Consider the following 18,456-nt stretch of genomic DNA (forward strand, 5'->3'; position numbering starts at 1 on the left):
CGTAACGCCGGCCGCGGCCGGCGCCCGGTCACTCCGCCTGCGCCGCCGCGACGATCCGCGAAGTGGAATGACCCTTTGACAGGTCGATCAGGATCACACGTCCACCACGCGCCTTGACGATGTCGGCGCCGACGACCTGATCCTCGGTATAGTCCGACCCCTTGACGATGATGTCCGGCTGCAACGCGGTGATCAGCTCCAGCGGGGTATCCTCGCCGAACAGCACCACCGCCGACACGCCCTTGATTGCGCCCATCACTGCGGCGCGCGCCGCCTCGTCCTGGATCGGGCGGGTCGGCCCTTTCAGCCGGCGGACCGAATCGTCGGTGTTGAGCGCCATGATCAGCCGGTCGCAGCCGGCCGCGGCCTGGCGGATCAGCGAGACATGGCCCGGATGGAGCAGGTCGAAGCACCCGTTGGCGAACCCGACGGTCAGCTTCTCCTTCGCCCAGCTCCAGCGCAGTGCCACCGCGCCGTCGAGATCGACGAACCGCCCGTCATTGACCGAAGCCGAAACCGTATCGGCGGCAAGCGAAGCGATCAGCTCGTCGCGCGTCACGGTGGCGGTGCCCATGTGCGACACGACGATGCCCGCCGCATGGTTGGCCAACCGCATGCCTTCCGCAATCGGCAGGTCGGCCGCGATCGACGCCGCAAGCACCGCCATCACGGTATCGCCGGCGCCCGACACGTCGAACACGTCCTGCGCAACGGTTGCCATGTGCGACGGGGTTCCATCCACTGGATAGAAGGACATGCCCTTTTCCGAGCGGGTCAACAGGACCGCCGCGCCGCACGCCGCCTGCGCCTGCGCCACCGCTGCTGCGGCCTCCTCGTCGGTCTCGCACGGCAAGCCGGTCGCGTCCGACAATTCCTTGCGGTTCGGCGTCAGGATCGATGCACCGCGATAGACGGTCAGGTCGCGCCGCTTCGGATCGATCAGCACGGGCTTGCCCGCCGCATTGGCGTGATCGATCACCGCGCGCACCAGCCGGTCCGAACAGACGCCCTTGTTGTAGTCCGACAGGATCACGACGTCGGCCGCATCAATCGCGGTGCGCGCCGCCGCGATGCAGACTTCGTCCAGCGCCGGATCGTCGATGCCGACATCCTCGTGATCGATGCGCACGATCTGCTGATGCGCGCCGATGATGCGCAGCTTCTGCGTCGTCCGGCGATCGCCGGCCGCGACCAACCCGCCGCATTCGATATCGCCCATTCCGCACAGCTTGGCGATCAACTGGTCGCGCGCCACGTCCTCCCCCGTGATCCCGACCAGGCGAACATGCACGTCCAGTGCCGCAAGGTTGGCGGCCACGTTGGCCGCCCCGCCCGGTACCATCCGCTCCGACCGCGCACGCACGACCGGTACCGGAGCCTCCGGCGAGATCCGGTTTACGTCCCCGGTGATGTAGCAGTCGAGCATGACGTCGCCGACCACGGCGATTTTGCAATTGGTAAAGAGATCCAGAAGCGTCTGCATGCTGCGCCAATCATGTTGAGGAGAAGGACGAACGAAGAAATCGACAGCGACCGATCAGGCCGCCATCCGTACAGCGTAGAAGAAGCCGTTGGAATGCGGCGGACTCTGATCGAACACCAGGAAACCGCGCCGCAGCAGCGGGGCGACCAGATCAGCCTGCGTCTTGCTGTCGAAGATCCGGTGCCATTCAACCATGAACGCCGAAATCTGCTCAAGCAGACCTGCCTTCTCGAGCGATTCGAACACCGCGAACTCCGACCCCTCGCAATCGACCTTCAGCACGACTGTCCGCCCGGCGGCGCGCGCCTGCTCGATCACCGGGCGCAGCATCGTGGCCGTATCGCGCACCGACACCCGGACCGGCGTCCCGCCGGGCATCGGGACGATACACATCGATCCGGACGCGTCGACGTCGGATACCGCGATGGTCCCGTCCCGGTCGTGATCGGACAGGCCGATATTGTGCGCGATGATCTTTTCCGACAATTCGGGATTCAGCGCGAAATTGGCGAGCGCGCGGTCGAATGTCGCACGGAACGGTTCAAAGGAATGGACCTCCTGCACATTGGGCTTGGCCGCGAACATCATCGACACCAGCCCGATGTTCATGCCGATATCGACCACACACAGCTCGGCATCGGCGAAGATGTTGTACGCGTTGCGAAAAAAGACCTCGCCCACAAAGTTGAAATCGTCGCGCGTCCGGGCGAAGAACGAGACATCGTCGACGCGCAGCACGACGTTGTCGCCCAGGATCCGCACTGCCGCCCCGTCGCGGTGCAACTGGCGCAGCTCCTCGCGGTGGGTGACGAAGAATTCCGGTGCGTTCCGATCGTCCGGCTCGGGAAAGCGTGCCTCCGCCACCAGTTGCGCAGGATCGGCGTCGGGCGATGGCACCAGGACGACAGGCCGCTCGTCCGCGACCAGCAGCGGCGCCTTGCCGTTTACCCAGACGCGAAACTCCAGCCGCTGCGTCTCTTTCAACACGAACGGCAGGACGAACCGCGCCATCCCCTGTTGCAGGTTGGACAGCCGGATTTCGCGGCGCGCCAGCTGTTTCGTGCCCGTGCCGGCCACGACATCAATCACCGCACAGCGAAAATCCCTGTTGAACTGTTGATGATCGAGCGGGGCGAGCGCGAATTCGACGACATAACGGCCCGGCTCGAACTGGAGATAGGGTCCGTAGACGGCATGCCCCCTGTCGGTCGAAGTCTGGATCCAGTCACGGCCGTCGATCTGGACCGGCGAACCAACCGCGGAATTAAGCACGTCCACTCACCTTCGCATGACCGGCGATCGCCGGTTCCTTGCCCACAAGACGCGGGTGAACGACAAACCGTTCCGCCGCGCGATCGCTTCCGGCGCCCCCCTCCGCCCGAATGGCCGCAGTCCCTACGCCAAGGGTGCGCGTCTTTCCAGCACCGCGGTGACGCGCCGCCGCTGGACGGACCCGGACCGGCCCGGTATCCGGCATCGGATATGTTCCACGCCCCGCCATACCCCACCCTGCCCTCGCACCCGGTGGCGCCCCGCCACGGGACGGACCGCCGGTGGTGACGCGGTTCGGTTCGGCGCGGCTCTGGCGGGCCGCACGTTTCGTCATCCCGGCCGGGTCCTCCGCAAAGATCGCACACCGGCTCTACAAACGCGGGACCGAGGCGCGCAACGCGGGGCACTATCTTGCCGCCGCCATCCTGTACGAGGAAGCGATCAAGTTCACGCCGGGGCTGCCCGGTATCCACATCCAGACCGGGCATATGTACAAGGAAGCCGGCGATTTCGACGCGGCGGAGGCGCATTACACCACCGCCGACCGCCTTGGTCCGGGCAATGCGGACCTCGCGCTGCAATTCGGCCATTTCTACAAATTGTCCGGCCGCCCGGACCAGGCGATCGAAAGCTACGCCAAGGCGCTCGATATGCGTCCGGGCTGGTCGGACGCCGCCGACGAACTGGCTGCGCTGCGCAGCGCCTATGACGATCGCCGCGCACGCAGCGACGGCGGGGCCGCCCCGGCGGACCAGTCCGTCGATTTCGACCGGATGGCGCCCGAGCTACTGCCGCGCAGCGAACCCGAGGTGCGCCGCACGTTTCGCGACGGGCTGCAGGTGCGCCATTTCGGCGCGCGCCGCGAACGCAGCCGCTGGGGCACGATGCGCACGCTGCGCGGGGTGGAGGCGATCCGCGGCCACGTGATCTCACCCGTCCCGATCGTGGAGGTGCGGATCGTCGTCGACGGCACGGTGGTGCGGACGGAGCCGCCGACGGCGCATGACATGCGCGGCGGGGCACCCAGCCAGCGCAAATATGTTTTCAACATCTGGCACGACTTCTCCGGTTTCGCGCATGGCCGGTACGAGGTGGAGGTGCGCTGCATCGATGTCGGCAATCGCACGCTGTTCCACCGCCTTCAGGTCGTGATCGCGGCGCCGCAGGCCGAGGCCGATCTGCCGCGGTCGGACGGGCTGGTGTCGATCGACCCGAACGACCTGCGCAGCGTCGACGATCAGGTCAACGCGCGGCCCAGCGCCGTCCGTGCCGCTACCCGCACGCTGCTGCCGCACCCGCCGCGCGCGATCCTGGTGCAGCGTGTCGACCAGCTCGGCGATCTGGTGGTATCGGTCCCGGCGATCCGCCGCCTGCGCGCGCTGTTCCCGGACGCGCGGCTCGTGGGCCTGCTGTCGGCCGCCAATGCGGGGCTTGGCGCGACGCTCGGCCTGTTCGATGCGATCGAAATCGCGACATTCCCGGAGGATCCGTCCGAGGGTCGCCGCGTGATGGCGTTCGGCGATCAGCAGGCGCTGCGCGAACGGCTGCGGCCCTACGCGTTCGACGTCGCGATCGACCTGTCGGAAAGCGCCGCCTCGCGGCCGCTGCTGCTGCTGTCCGGCGCGCCGTTCATCTACGGATTCCGCTCGCAACAGGCGGTGTGGCTGTCGGCGGACGCGACCGGAGCGACGCATGATCCGGTCAACGGACATGAAACCGCGGCGCATTCGGCGCGTCTGGTCGCGATGGTCGACTGGCTGGGCGGCATCCTGTCGGGCCATGCCGCGGTCGCGCCCAACCCGGCGCTCCGCCGCGACATGCTCGCCGGGCATGGGCTGGGTGACAACACGCCGTTCATCGTGCTCCACGCCGGCGCGCGGCTCGCGTTCAGCCGGTGGCGGCACTACGCCGAACTCGCGGAGCGGCTTGTGACGGAAACACGCCACCATGTCGTGCTGCTGTCCGACGACCCGATCGCCGCCGGCGACCTGCCGCCCGGTCTGATGGCGTCCGAACGGTTCCACGCGGTCAGCGGGCGGATGCCGTTCGAGACGTTCGACGCGCTCCTGTCGTTCTGCGCGGTCTTCGTCGGCAATGATTCGGGGCCAAAGCATCTCGCGGCGCTGCGCGGTACAAAGGTCGTCAGCCTCCACATGGCGCGGTTGAACTGGAACGAGTGGGGCCAGGAAGGCGATGGCGTCGTCATCAGCCGCCGCGTGCCATGCGCCGGCTGCGGCATCCACGACGCGCCGGAGGAATGCGGCAAGGACTTCGTCTGCCTGAGCGGAATCGGCGTGGAAGAAGTCTTCACCGCGGTGACGGACCTGCTGTGATCGCGGCGGATCACATGCAGAAGGCCCCGGACCCGACGGTGGCGCTGCGCAAGGCGCTGATCGACTGTACTGCGGATTTCGACCGGATTGCCAATCACGTCGCCATCGCCAACCTTGCGGCGGACGCGGACATGCCGGAGGTCGGCAGCGTCTTCGCTGCGCTCGCCACGTTGCTCGACGGCTTTTCCGACGATTTGGCCGCGCCGGTGGACGCGCCGCTGAACGTGCCGGCCGCGATCGACGATCTCGCGAGCCTCCCGCTCGTCGATCCGGGTGCGACCGACCTTCCGTCACCCGCCGATCGCGCAGATCATGCCGCCCTTATCCAACTCTGCCGCACGCTGATCGACGTGCTGAACGATCCCGCGGGCGACCCCGGCGCACAACTTGCGGCCGCCCATGCCTCGGTCATCTCGCACCTGCCCTACTGCCTTGCGGAACATGTCACGGATCCCCTTCCCGCGCTTGCCGAGCGCGTGGCGTTCAACGCGGTGCGGTACTTTTTTCGATTACGGTATGACCTCGCCTACGCGCCGCTTGGATCGTCGGGGCTGTTCCATGCGGTGGCGCGCCTCAGCCGCTCGGGTCTCGGCCCCTATCTCGGCAATGCGGCCCGCTGTTCGGGGCTGGCGCTGCTCGATCTCGTCCAGCGCGTGGCACGTGATCGGCTGGAGGCGGATGGCGACGCGCACCTGCTGTGGGCGGTGCGGATGGCGCCCCATCTCGGTGCGACGCAACGCTTCTGGCTCGTCGATGCGCTCGGCGATGCAGGCGCACTGCCGGCTCTGCGCGCGCTGTTTCGATCGGAGATACGCCGCACCGCGCTCCGCCTGCACACGCCGATCTTCTGGTCGCTGCGCGATGCGGCGATCGATCTAGGCGACCCGGTCTTTGCCGCCGACGTGCAGCGGCACGTCGCCGAAGGCGTCGCGGACAACGCCGTCGAATGGATCGTCCTGGCCGAGGTGGAAGCGACGGTCGGGCGGGCCACTGCGGCGATCGGCGCTCTCGGACGTGCGCTGTCGATCGATCCGGACAATCATGCTGCGCGCGACAAGCTGGCCGCGATCGAGGCCGGTCGCATTGGGGATCTGGCCGTCGCCGGTGGTTTCGGATCGAGCAAGGACCGCCGGCTGGTTCGGTTCATGCAACGCCGGGCCAGTTCGCAACGGAGCGTCATGGTACCCCCAAAAGGATGAAAGCCGGCTGACGGCAACACTATCGACCCACTGATTCCCATCGGTTAGACGATGGATCGAAACGTCTCGCCCGCATTCAAGGACTATCGCCGTTGCAGCGTCCCACGCTTGGTTCCGAACATGAAACTGCACGTCGCGGGGGATCGCCGGAGACATATCGGCACGGCCCACTGGCACCTTGGCTGGGTTCCGGCGACATCGTCGCGGTCGGCGCCGCGCCCCTTCCCCGGAACGAGGATGGCCATGCCATCGTGTTCGCCGGCTACCGGCTGCAGGATGTCGGCGACTTTCGCGCCGCGATCCGTGACTGGATGGGGGCCGTGCGGATCGGCGGGCATCTCGTCATCGTGGTCCCGCACGCGTTCCTGTTCGAACGCAGCAATGCGCTGCCGTCGCGCTGGCGGCCGGAACAACGCCGGCTCTACACCCCCGCCGCGCTGCTGGACGAGGTCGAGGAAGCTTTGATCCCGAACAGCTACCGCGTCCGCTGGCTCGGCGATCTGGACAACGGTTACAACTACCGGCTCGAACGGAGCGTACCGCCGGTCGGGCGGCATGACATTGCGCTGGTGCTGGAACGGACGCCGATCCCCGACTGGGACCTGACCGAGCGTCAGGTCCTGACCGCGACCGGCCCCGACTTCGCGTTCGAACCCGGCCACACCCGGCTGGAACGCCCCGCCGTGTCCCACCCGACCCGCATCCTCGTGCTGAAGCTCGACCATCTCGGCGACTTCATCATGGGTCTGCCCGCGCTTGAGAGATTGCGCACCGGTTTCCCCGATGCCGAAATCACGCTGGTCGTGGGGTCGTGGAACGTCGGCATGGCGGAGGAGACCGGGCTGTTCGAACGGGTCGTCGCGTTCGACGTGTTCCCGCGCAACTCGACCGAGGAAAAGGTCGATGTCCACGGCAAGACGACGCTGTTCCGCGAAACCGTGACCGGCGAATATGATATCGCGATCGACCTGCGAAACGACGACGATACGCGCTTCCTGCTACCACTGGTCCGCGCGGACATCCGGGCCGGCATGGGCAACCGTGCCAAATTTCCCTATCTCGACATCTTCCTGCCGGTCGATGCGACGCGCCACGGCTGGGAAGCGGTGCGGATCGAAGAGCTGTCGGCACGCGAGTTCGACTGTCGCGGCGTGTTCCGTCGGACGCATCACCAGATCGCCGCGCGCGGCGATCTGATCCGGCAGGACGGCAACGCCGTCGTCTGGGGCCCCTATCGCCACCTGCTGCCCGGCCAATATCTGTTCGAACCGCATATCGACATCGATCCGCGCACGCCGGGCCTCGTCGCCTACGACATCGCGGTGGACGAGAAGGTTCTCCACCGCGGCGTGTTCGGCGGGGCCGAGACGCCGCCGATGATCTTCCGCAACGAGACCGACGGGGGGCGGTTCGAATTCCGGCTCTGGCCGGTCGACGACGAACCATTGGCCGATTTCCAGTTCTTCGGCGGCCGGCTGGTGCGGCAGGGTGCCAGCAGCGTCCTGCATCAGTCCGAATACACCACGCTGCTCGTCGAACTGCTGCTGCTGCGCGTCACGCAGGCCGGCGTGCTGCGCGAGTGGACGCCGCCCGCATGACGATCATCGTCGCGCCATTTTCCAATAGCGACATCCGCGACTGGCCCGCCGAACATTTTGCGGCGGCGATCGGCCATCTGGCGGATGCGTGGCCCGGCCGGATTCGGGTGATCGGCACCGCGAACCAGCGGTTGCGCGCACGCGATATTGTCCGTCAGCACGACCCAGATCGGGTGTCGAACGAGTGCGGCCGGATCGCGTGGCCGCAGGTGGTGCGGGAGCTTGAGGCAGCGACCTGCGTGATCGGCAACAATTCCGGCGTTGCCCATCTGGCCGGGCGGTTCGGCGTTCCGACGCTGTGTGTGTTCAGCGGGTCGCACCAACGGCTGGAATGGCGGCCGCTGGGTACCAGCGTGGTCACGCTCACCCGCTCGATCGGTTGTTCGCCCTGCCATTTCGATCATGGCTCTAGCTGCCCGTTCGACAAGGCATGCCTGCGGCTGATCACGCCGCGCCTGGTGGCCGACACGGCATTGGCGCTCATCGCCGAACGGGCGCGCGCCACGGCCGCGGACGCGGCGACACCGGCGCAACAGGAGCTTGCATGACAGACGAGACGCAATCCGGCCCCGGCGGCCTGCGCGGCTGGCTGCTCGCCCCGCACAGCCCGGCGCTCGCCGCAATGGCAGAGCGGATCGCCGAACTCGACGCCCGCCTGACGGCGGCCAACCGACAGCGTGAGGAAGACGACCGGCAGCGTGCGGCGGCCGACCGCAGCCAGGCGGAACTCGTCGCGGCGATGACGGCGCTGCGCGACCGCGTCGGCGAGCTGACCGCGCGTGTCGATGCGATCGAGGACCGGATCGATCCCGTGCTGCGCAGCACCGATGCGTGGCTGATGCTGCGCGATACGGTTACGGAGGAGCGTGAACGGCTCGATCGGGTCCGCGCCGAGCTGACCCGCCTCGACAAGCACGTCGCGCTGGAAACGCGCACCAGCCGGACCGCGGAACAGGGCCTGTTCCAGCGGATCGAGCAGCTGCGCGCAGGCTCGCCGACCACCGCTCCGCCCGCGGCATCCCCGGCGCGGGGTGGCTAAACCGGCCCGGCGCAGATAGGGAGCGTGGCGCGCGACAATGGCACCACGGCGCCAGGCAACGGGTTCGAGACGACATGACGATGACCAGTGAAGCGGACGACGGCACGGGCGATCCGATGACCGAGGTGGTGCTGGATCCGTTCGGCTATCTCGGCGACGCGGTCAGCGCGGTGCGCGGGCTGAACCGCGACGAGGAACCGGCCGATCCGTTCTATGTCTTCCACACCTTCTACGTCGATTTCACGCCTGGCCTGGTCGAAGCGGACCTGACCTTTACCGGACTGCGGTCGCGCAAGGACCGGATGATGGTGTCGGTCCATTCGCTGGAGATCCGCACCGAAGCGCTCGGACTGGTGCTGAAGGACGATTTCTCGCTCCGCACGCTGGCGGCAAGCGGGGGCACGGCGTCGATCGCGTTCGAGGTGCAGGAGGGCTTCCGCTACGCGATCCTGGCGCGGACGGGCACGCCGTCGGAGGCGGTCGGTGAATCGCTGACGGTCACGTGCCGCAATTATCCGGGACGCGCGGGCAAGCCGGTGGTCGCGTCCGACCATAACGAGTACCGCGCGAAGGGCATGCGCGACGTCGCGACGCTCGTTACCAACCGCCCCGTCAAGCTGGCCAAGCCGATGTCGCAGGCCTGCACAACGGCGCAGTTGAGGGAACCGGCGTTCCGCGAATGGCAGAGCGTGCTGGGGTTCAGCGAACCGGCAGACCGGTTCCAGTGGGAACCCGTGTTCGTATTGAACGTCCTGAAGGCGTTCGGCGTCATCGATGCCGGCGGAACGGGACTTGGCTTCGGCCGCGATTATGATGCGATGGCCAAGGCGTTGAACGGGCTGGGTTGCACCACCGCCTCCGCCGAAGCGCTTGCCGCGGCCGCCGCGCCTGCTCCGACGTCCGAAGACGGCGTGGAAACGAAGGACGGGTATGAAAGCCCGGTCGCGTTGCCCCCGCCCACCGTCATGCGCAGCTACGACTTCCTCTGGTCGATGGGACTGTGCGACGTCCTGCCCAACCCGACCGACCTCATCTACCTGGTCGAGGATTCGATCGAATATCTGAAGCCGGGCGGCATGGCCGTCCATATGCTGACCGCGCAGATCGGGCGCGATCAGCTTGGTCTGGAACTCGCCCCCGGCACGTTCGATCGCAATCGGCTCGCGCAGCTGTCGCTCGCGATCGTCGGCGGCAAGCACGAAGTCGCGCAATTGAACATGCATACGGACCCGGGCGACGACGGCCCGCATTCGTTCGGTGTCATCGTCCGCAAGAACGGGACATAAGTTTTGGTCAAACAATCAAGCACCCGGACAGACTTGACAGTGGGTTCGCCAGACTGCGATCTGACCTTAACCATCGGCTGAAAAAGTCGAAGCCGCCGCCCGGCTGACGAAGGATATCGCTTGCCCGTTCTCAAAGCTCTCGGTCTGCGTAAGGCCAAGTCCTCCGACATCGCGGACGCCCTGCTGATCCGCGCGCGCGCCGCCCAGGGGGAAGAGCGCTTCGTCGATAGCGCCGTCCTGTACCAGGAGGCGTTGCTGCTCGCGCCGGGTAATCGAGGCGCACATGTTCAGTGCGGCCACATGCTGAAGGAATCCGGACGCTACGAAGAGGCGGAGGCGCATTATCTGGCCGCCCGCAATTTGCGTACCGGAGACGCGGATCTGGAGGTGCAGTTCGGGCACCTCTACAAGCTGTCCGGACGGATTGCCGACGCACAGGCCGCCTACAAACAAGCCCTGGCACTGAAGCCCGGCTGGGCCGTTCCAGAAGAAGAGTTGTCGCATCTTGCCAAAGCCGGATGGCGTGGGCGACGAACCGATGCGGCGCCGCTCGACACGCGACTGGTAACGGGTGACGGTCCGGACGCGGACGTCGTTATCGAATCGCTTCGCGTCGGTCCCGATCTATCGAATTTGGTCCCGGCCCTGGTCCCGCGAACCAGCGACACCATGCTTCACGAACATCGGGACCATATCGAGGTCCGCCGGCTCGGTCACACCGAACCCAGCTTCTGGGGCGATGCGCGGACCTTGCGCGGTGTGGAAGCAGTTCGCGGTTTCGTGATTTCCGGCAGACCGATCGACCATCTCCAGATCATCATGAGCGGCCTGACGCTTTATCGTGGTCCGGTGAAAGGCGGGTATAATCTGGCGTTCGAAATCGAACCGGATCTCCGCAAGAAGTACGTATTCAACGTCTGGCTTGACTTCGCCGTCTTTGCGAATGGTCGCTATGCGATCGAGCTGCGTTTTTTCGACATCGACGGGAACGCACGTTCTTTTCACGACCGGGTGGTGGTGGCGGACCCGCTGGTCGAGGCCGACTATCCGACGTCCGATGCAGTTGTGGAGATCGATCGGACGGAGCCGCGTACCGTGGTCGAAAAGGTCAACGCGCGCGGATCGATGGTTCGCCCCGCCGAACGCAGCCTGTTCCCCACCCCGCCGCGCAACATCCTCGTCATGCGGACCGACCAGCTCGGCGACATGGTGTCGTCGATCCCGGCCATGCTGCGCTTACGCGAACTGTTTCCGGACGCGAACATCGTCGGCTTGCTGACGATCGCGAACGAGGCCTTCGCCAAGACGCTGAACATCTTCGACGAGATCATCGTCGCCGATTTTCCCGACGATCCGGTCGAACGCCGCCGGCTGATGCCGCTCAACGTCCAGCAGGCGTTGCGCGCGCGGCTGGCGCCCTACGCCTTCGATATCGCGCTGGATCTGGCGCAATCAAGCGTGTCGCGGCCGTTGCTGCGGCTGGCCGGCGCACGCTTCACGCTGGGGGTCGGCGAATCTGAATGGCCATGGCTCTCCGCCAATTTCGTGTTCAACACGCATGATCCGCTCACCAATCTCGACATCGTTCCGCATTCGACGAAGGTCCTGGCGATGATCGAATCGCTCGGTGCGGTGACCCGGACGAGCGCGAAGGTAATGCGCCGCGCGGACCTGTCGCGCGCGCAACTGGCGGCGTACGGGATCGGTCCGGACGAACCCTATGTCGTGCTGCACGCCGGCGCGCGCGTGGTGTTCAGCCGCTGGCCGCACTATCCGGCGCTGGCCCGGATGATCCTCGACCGGACCGGTCACAAGGTCGTGATGCTGACCGAGGATGCCGGCGTCCGCGCGACGCTGCCAGCCGAACTGCTCGCGTCCGACCGGTTCGTTTTCCTCGACCAGCGGCTGCCGTTCGACGATTTCGACGCGATCATCTCGTTCTGCGACGCGATGGTCGGGAATGATTCCGGGCCGAAGCATCTCGCGTCGCTCCGCGGCGTCAACATCGTCACGCTGTTCACCAACCGCATCAACTGGACGGAATGGGGCCAGGAAATGGGCGGCAAGATCATGACGCGGCGCGTCCCCTGCGCGGGTTGCCTGATCTTTCACGACGAAGACGAATGCGGGGCGGACTTCGCCTGCATCGTCCTGATTTCCCCGGAGGAAGTGTTCGGCGCGATCGCTGAATATCTGGGGGTTTCCGCTGGCTGATCGGACAAGATCCTCGCAAGATCTGCCCGGGGCGGCCCCCGCATTGCGGCCCGGGATATGATCGACCCGCACACCGCGGACCGGACGACGGATGAGGACGAAGCGAACATGCTTGCCTTGCAACACGCCGCAGATGCCGCCGGCCTCGCTCCCGAACTCCTGCCCGGTCGCGCCCCCGTGCATCACGACAACCGGGAACGGGTTGAGATCATGCAGCTCGGACGGCAGGAGCGGAGCCATTGGGGTATGGTTGCGACGCTGCGCGGAATCGAGGCTGTTCGGGGGGCCTGCTTCGCGCGACGGAGCCTGCACCGTATGGACTTGCTGCTCGACGGGATCAGGATCTGCTGCGTCGCGCTCGATCGTGGGACCCATGTTCCAGGTTCGGATCGCCTGTCGCGCCACGTTTTCAACGTCTGGGTCGACTTCGGCGATCTGACATCCGGCCGCCACGATCTTGAACTGCGGTTTTTTGACGACGACGACACTGCCAGTGTGCGTACGCACCACGAACGGGTCGTCGTCGCGACCCCGCTGGATGAGGCGACGTTCGCGAACAGCGACGCCGTGCTCCATCTCCCTCCCGGAGACGGTCCGTTGGAGACGCGCGTCGCCGCCCGACCCACGATGGTCCGCCCAGCCCGGCGTCCGCCGCTCCTCCAACCGCCCCGCGCCGTTCTGGTTCAGCGAATGGACCAGCTTGGCGACCTTGCGATTTCGGTTCCGGCGCTTCTGCGGCTGCGGGCGCTGTTCCCGGACGCACGCATTGTCGGTCTCGTCACCCCGGCCAATGCGGACCTTGCGCGCACGATGACGGTGTTCGACGATATCGTGGTGGCCGAATTTCCGGACGGCACCGGGGCCGGACACCGGGTCATGACACTGACGGACCAGATCGCGTTACGCGACCGACTGGCCGGTTTCGCGTTCGAGATCGCCATCGATCTTTCGGAGAGCAGTGCCTCGCGCGCGCTGCTCCCGCTGTCCGGCGCGCCCTTCCTGTATGGCTTCGGCAGTGGCGAGTTCCGCTATCTGACCGCGCAGGTCGAAGGTTACACGCATGATCGATCGAACCGCCACGAAACCGTGCCGCATGGTCTCAAGCTGGTCGCGCTAGTCGAGTGGCTCGCGACGCTGCTCGGCGACCATGCTGTGGTCGTCCGTCGTCCTGAACTGGATCGTGCGCGGCTCGGGACGTTCGGGATCGGCGAGGCGGAGCGGTATGTCGTGTTGCACGACGGGGCCAGGCTGCCGTTCGCGCGCTGGCAGCACTATGCGGATTTGGCGACCATGGTGCAGGCGGAGACCGGGCTGCGGGTCGTGCTGATCACCGACGGCTCTGCCCATGATGCCGACGACGGCATCGTCCGGATCGGCGGACGCATCCCGTTCGATGATTTTGATGCGCTACTGTCGTTCTGCGATGCGTTCGTCGGCAACGATTCGGGGCCGAAGCATCTCGCGGCGCTGCGCGGCGTCCCCGTCATCAGCCTGCATATGGCGCGCACGAACTGGGGCGAGTGGGGTCAGGAAGGACGCGGTGTGATCCTGAGCCGCAAGGTGCCGTGCGCCGGTTGCCTGATCGCCCAAGACCCCGGCCTGTGCGGCAAGCAGTTTGCGTGCATTACCGACATCGCCCCGCGCGAAGTCCTCGCCGCCCTGCAGGACATCCTCGGTGCGTCGCTTGGTTGCGCCAATGCCGGGGCGAACCTATCGTGACACTCCCTGCAACCAGTTCGGTAGGACGGATTTTGTCAGAAAAAACGTTGGCTTTCGCCCAACCGGGCCGTTCCGGTCCGCCCGACGGGGGCGTCGTCAATCGCCTCGTCCACCGCGCACTGGTCGCGCTGGCTCACGGTGTGCCCTCGATCCAAGACGAAATCGACTGCGCCGACCTTCTTGTTGCGAGTGGTTACGAAGCAGAAGCCCGACGGCTTCACGACCTGATCGATCTGCGCCGTGGCCTGTGGCCCGCCGGGCCGGCGACCCGCGATGCCGGACGCCCGGGCGGGTCCGAGACATTCTCGCTGGAAATCGCAATCGCCGACCTGTCCCGCCTGATGATGATCGCCCCTCCTGTCATGACTTGCGAAGCCGGAGCGGAAGGCTTTGTCCTTCCGGTTTTGGGCATCGCCGAACCGGACGCCGCTCTCCTTTGCAGCGCATTGGTCTCGACGCTGTCCAGGCCGGAGGGTCCGGATACGCACCACGCGCTTGCGGCCATATTGGACGCGATCCGGGCCGAAATACTGGATCGTCCCGACACTCCGGCTGATCTGGTCGGCCAACCGGTGTCGACGCTCGTCTCCTACGCCGTTGTCGCCGGGTTGCGCGACTGGACTCTGGCGCATCATGACCTTGCCTATGCGCCGTTCGGGTCGGCCGCCCTGCTCCATGCCGCCGCGCGGTGCCGTGCGGGTGGGCTCGGACCCTGGCTGGACAATGTGCCGCTGCTGTTGCGCACCAGCCAGGACGTGTTCGCGCTGGCGCGGATCGCGCAGGAACGGGCCGGACAGCCAATCGACGACGACGCGCTGGAACGCTGGTCCGGCCTGCTCGCGCTCAGCCTCGATCCCGGAATGCAGCTCGACATCATCGACGATCTCGGAGACCGTGGGATGCAGCGCGCGTTGCGCCAGCTATTGTCCGACATCATCCGCGCGCCCGGCCGCGCCCTGGAACGCGAAATGCTCTGGCGAATCCGCGATGCCGGAATCGACAATGGAGATTACGACCTGGCGACGGGGGCCCAGCGACGGCTTGCGACGCGCGATCCGCACAGCCGTGTCGAATGGATGGTGCTGGGTGAAGTGCAGGCCAGCGGCGGTGACTATGACGGGGCCGAACGGTCATTGCGGACGGCGCTGTCGCTGGAACCCGACGACCGGCCGACCATAGAGCGGCTTGACGCAGTGCTGACGCGCAACTTCGCCGGCTTTGCGATCCGGACCGGGTTCGGTTCGTCGCGAGACCGCATCCTGCGCCGGACCGCAAGGCTCGAACGGTTCGCGGCGGCTTCCGGCAAGACGAAGTCGTGAGCGCGGACGAAGGAGCGCGGACCGTTCGCCAGATCGTTTTGCTCTGCCTCGATCGGGAGATGTCCTACCTCGCCCCGATCGACGATATCCCGTTGCTGCAACTGTTGGTGCAGGAAGCGGGTCGCTACCGCGTCGACGACGTCCTGCTGCTCGCTCAGCCCGGGATCGCCGGGCTGGATGCATTCGCAGCGGCCCTGCCCGCCCAACTGCACCGGCCGCTCTCGATCCGGGTGGAACGCAGCACCCTGCCCCCCCACGCTGCGTTGCAGGCCGCCTCACCGCTGCTGCACGACCGGTTCCATGTCATGGACGGCAGCCTGTGGGCCGAGGTCGATCTGGACCGCCTGAGCGCCCTGGCCCGGACCGGAAGCGCCATTGCGATGGCCCGGCGCGACGATGACAATTCCGCCGTTCCGGTTGCGGTCTGCCTGATGCGTCAGGATCTCGACCGTCTGACCCCCGCGTCGTCCGCCATTCCCGTACCGACGGACGGATCGGCGACGCTGGTCGTGAACGGTCCTGTCTGCGCGGTCGGTCCCGGCAGCCACCTGACGACACACCGGGCGCAGCGCCGGAAGCCCGCGGTGTTCCTCGATCGCGACGGCGTCCTCAACATCGACCATGGCTATATCGGCAGCATCGACCGGCTCGTCTGGATGCCGGGCGCAGCCGACGCCGTCCGGTTGCTCAACGAACGGGGCTATTATGTGTTCGTGGTCACCAACCAGTCGGGCATCGGCCGCGGTCTGTTCAGCGACGCGGCGTATTTCGAACTTCGCCGCGAGATGCATGATACGCTGGCTGCGGCCGGTGCGCGGATCGATGACGAGCGGCATTGCCCTTTTCATCCGGACGTCGCCGACCCCGCCTATCGCCGCGTGTCGTCCTGGCGGAAACCGGAACCCGGCATGCTGCTCGACCTGATGGACGCCTGGCCCGTCGACCGTGCGCGCAGTTTCATGATCGGCGACAAATCAAGCGACATGGCCGCGGCCCGCAACGCCGGCATCGCCGGGCACCTGTTCTCCGGCGACAACTTGCACGACTTCGTCGCCGGCATCCTGTCTCAATACTGAAGGACATTGCATGACGCTCTACTCGGACGCGTTCGCCGATCTGCGTGGCTGGCTGTTCGACGCCGCACTCCCGTTCGCGGTCGATGTCGGCGTCGATCCGGTTCATGGCGGCTTCTTCGAACGCTTCACCCCGACCGGTGAGCCGATCGGCGACCCGCGCCGCGCGCGCGTGGCCGGGCGCCAGGTCTATGTGTTCGCCACTGCCGAACGGCTCGGCTGGGGCAATCGTGCCCGTCCGATGATGCGGCACGCGTTGACGTTTCTCGACCGGCATCTGGTCGATCCGGACGGCATTGTGGTGCCGACCGTCGCCCCGGACGGCACGATCGTGAAGGCGGGGTTCGACCTGTACGACCAAGCATTCGTCCTGTTCGGCCTCGCCGCCGCGGCCGCTGTGGGCGAGGACCCGGACGGCTTGCGCCAGCGTGCCCGCACGCTGCGCGACCGGATGGTCGCCGGCTGGTCGCATCCAGACACCGGGTTCGAGGAAGCGATGCCGCGCACGCTGCCGCTGAAGGCCAATCCTCACATGCACATGTTCGAGGCGGCGCTGGCGTGGGCGGCGATCGATCCGGATGGTGGCTGGGACACGCTCGCCGATACGCTTGCCGAACTGGCGCTGGCGCGGTTCATCAACCCCGCGAACGGGTCGCTCCGCGAATATTATGACGGCGAATGGCGGTTCATCGACACGGCCGAGATGGACGTCGTGGAACCCGGTCATCAGTTCGAATGGGCGTGGTTGCTGATCCGCTGGGGCACGCTGCGCGACCGCGCGGATGCGATCGCCGCCGCACGCCGGCTGGTCGATCTGGCGGAGGCGCACGGCGTGTCGGCGGAACAGGCGCTGGCCGTCAACGAACTGACGCCCGATCTGCAGGTCCGCGATCCGCGTCTCCGCCTCTGGCCGCAGACCGAACGGATCAAGGCGCATGTGGCACTTGCCGGCATCGCGCGCGACGCGGCCGAGCGGGATCGTGCGGAGGCCTCTGCAGCCGCCGCGACTAGCGGACTGTTGCGGTTCTTCGATCACCCGGTGCGTGGATCGTGGTGGGAGCATCTGGACGTCGATGGCCGCCCCATGGTGGAACCGGCTCGTCTCAGCAGCCTTTACCATATCGTCTGTGCCGCGGCAGTCCTGGCGGGGCACGATTAAGATTTAAAGCCTACTGGCAATCGGTTGCTTGCTGCAATCGAAGTCGATAGGCGGCTGAGGCCAGAGGGCGCGATCGGGGAAAGCCGGGGAAACCTGGCGTACGGGGAGGTGCTTGAGTGGAACGAAGCAATCGATATCGGTGCACCGCCGCGCCGCGCAAGGCTGCGTCCCACGCTCGAGCCATATCATGACCGGTTCGCCTGTTCGCCTGATACACACGCGCCGGTTCGGCGATGACCGCGGCTGGTTCTCCGAAACCTACCGTGTGGATAAACTGGCCGCCGAGGGGATCACCGAAACGTTCGTGCAGGACAACCAGTCCTACTCGGTCCACACCGGCACGATCCGTGGCATCCATTTCCAGAAGCCACCGATGGCGCAGGGCAAGCTCGTCCGCTGCGTGCGCGGCAGCATCATGGACTATGCGGTCGACCTGCGGCGCGGATCGCCGACCTACGGCCAGCATCTTTCCGCGCGGCTCGATGCGCAGACCGGCGACCAGCTCTGGATCCCGGTCGGGTTCGGCCATGCGTTCGTGACACTCGAACCGGATGTCGAGGTCGCGTACAAGGTGACCCGCGTCTATGCGCCCGAAACCGAAGGCGGCATCCGCTGGGACTGCCCCGTCATCGGTATCGACTGGCCGCTGCCGCCTGCCGGCGCTGCGCTGTCTGCCAAGGACATGATCCTGCCGTCGCTTTCCGATTTCGACAGCCCCTTCGACTATGACGGCGTGCCGCTCGGCACCCTCAACGACTGATT

15 protein-coding genes are annotated in these 18,456 nt (G+C 66.5%); 12 read left to right on the forward strand and 3 right to left on the reverse strand.

Features of this window, described 5'->3' with window-relative positions; all coding sequences use genetic code 11:
* Positions 1-28: 28 nt before the first annotated feature.
* Together rfaE1 and IEX50_RS11225 are read right to left on the reverse strand one after the other, a co-directional pair.
* Entirely contained in the window at positions 29-1,483 is a 1,455-nt protein-coding gene (rfaE1, locus tag IEX50_RS11220; protein ID WP_157175999.1) for a D-glycero-beta-D-manno-heptose-7-phosphate kinase, read from the reverse strand.
* A gap of 54 nt (positions 1,484-1,537) precedes the next feature.
* The gene (locus IEX50_RS11225; RefSeq protein ID WP_157176000.1) at positions 1,538-2,755 is read right to left on the reverse strand and encodes an FkbM family methyltransferase; all 1,218 of its coding nucleotides are present in this window, start codon (positions 2,753-2,755) and stop codon (positions 1,538-1,540) included.
* Positions 2,756-3,039: 284 nt separating this feature from the next.
* Here IEX50_RS11225 and IEX50_RS11230 point away from each other — a divergent pair, with 284 nt between their 5' ends.
* From IEX50_RS11230 to IEX50_RS11265, 8 genes are all read left to right on the forward strand, one after another.
* Positions 3,040-5,088: a glycosyltransferase family 9 protein gene (locus IEX50_RS11230; protein WP_157176001.1), complete on the forward strand. Its 2,049-nt coding sequence runs from the start codon at positions 3,040-3,042 to the stop codon at positions 5,086-5,088.
* A 14-nt stretch (positions 5,089-5,102) separates the two neighbouring features.
* Positions 5,103-6,287, forward strand: coding sequence for a tetratricopeptide repeat protein (locus IEX50_RS11235; RefSeq protein ID WP_157176002.1), 1,185 nt, complete (start codon positions 5,103-5,105; stop codon positions 6,285-6,287).
* Between the two features lie 92 nt (positions 6,288-6,379).
* Positions 6,380-7,885, forward strand: a complete 1,506-nt coding sequence (locus IEX50_RS11240; protein WP_184075229.1) for a glycosyltransferase family 9 protein — start codon at positions 6,380-6,382, stop codon at positions 7,883-7,885.
* Entirely contained in the window at positions 7,882-8,433 is a 552-nt protein-coding gene (locus IEX50_RS11245) for a glycosyltransferase family 9 protein (RefSeq protein ID WP_229673921.1), read from the forward strand. Before IEX50_RS11240 ends, IEX50_RS11245 begins: the two co-directional genes overlap by 4 nt.
* Positions 8,430-8,924: a hypothetical protein gene (locus IEX50_RS11250; RefSeq protein ID WP_157176005.1), complete on the forward strand. Its 495-nt coding sequence runs from the start codon at positions 8,430-8,432 to the stop codon at positions 8,922-8,924. Before IEX50_RS11245 ends, IEX50_RS11250 begins: the two co-directional genes overlap by 4 nt.
* Positions 8,925-8,998: 74 nt before the next feature.
* Complete coding sequence (locus IEX50_RS11255) at positions 8,999-10,210, forward strand: hypothetical protein (RefSeq protein WP_157176006.1); 1,212 nt, start codon at positions 8,999-9,001, stop codon at positions 10,208-10,210.
* A gap of 120 nt (positions 10,211-10,330) precedes the next feature.
* Positions 10,331-12,424: a glycosyltransferase family 9 protein gene (locus IEX50_RS11260; protein WP_157176007.1), complete on the forward strand. Its 2,094-nt coding sequence runs from the start codon at positions 10,331-10,333 to the stop codon at positions 12,422-12,424.
* A 315-nt stretch (positions 12,425-12,739) separates the two neighbouring features.
* Complete coding sequence (locus IEX50_RS11265) at positions 12,740-14,143, forward strand: glycosyltransferase family 9 protein (RefSeq protein WP_184075227.1); 1,404 nt, start codon at positions 12,740-12,742, stop codon at positions 14,141-14,143.
* A gap of 35 nt (positions 14,144-14,178) precedes the next feature.
* Here IEX50_RS11265 and IEX50_RS11270 read toward each other — a convergent pair whose 3' ends face one another.
* Positions 14,179-14,712, reverse strand: a complete 534-nt coding sequence (locus IEX50_RS11270; protein WP_157176009.1) for a hypothetical protein — start codon at positions 14,710-14,712, stop codon at positions 14,179-14,181.
* Positions 14,713-14,715: 3 nt separating this feature from the next.
* Between IEX50_RS11270 and IEX50_RS11275 the strand changes: the two genes are divergently transcribed.
* The 4 genes from IEX50_RS11275 (at position 14,716) to rfbC (ending at position 18,454) form a co-directional block, all read left to right on the forward strand.
* A complete protein-coding gene (locus tag IEX50_RS11275; protein WP_157176010.1) occupies positions 14,716-15,462 on the forward strand; it encodes a tetratricopeptide repeat protein in 747 nt (248 codons plus the stop codon).
* Positions 15,459-16,538 carry a D-glycero-alpha-D-manno-heptose-1,7-bisphosphate 7-phosphatase gene (locus IEX50_RS17460; protein ID WP_198350634.1) on the forward strand — a complete coding sequence of 360 codons (1,080 nt, stop codon included), beginning with the start codon at positions 15,459-15,461 and terminating at the stop codon, positions 16,536-16,538. Before IEX50_RS11275 ends, IEX50_RS17460 begins: the two co-directional genes overlap by 4 nt.
* Positions 16,539-16,548: 10 nt before the next feature.
* Positions 16,549-17,694 (forward strand): AGE family epimerase/isomerase, encoded by a 1,146-nt coding sequence (locus tag IEX50_RS11285; protein WP_157176011.1) that lies wholly within the window; start codon positions 16,549-16,551, stop codon positions 17,692-17,694.
* 187 nt (positions 17,695-17,881) lie between these two features.
* A complete protein-coding gene (gene rfbC / locus IEX50_RS11290) occupies positions 17,882-18,454 on the forward strand; it encodes a dTDP-4-dehydrorhamnose 3,5-epimerase (RefSeq protein ID WP_157176012.1) in 573 nt (190 codons plus the stop codon).
* Positions 18,455-18,456 lie beyond the last annotated feature (2 nt).

The organism is Sphingomonas prati, from assembly GCF_014643515.1.
Lineage (GTDB): Bacteria > Pseudomonadota > Alphaproteobacteria > Sphingomonadales > Sphingomonadaceae > Sphingomonas_R > Sphingomonas_R prati.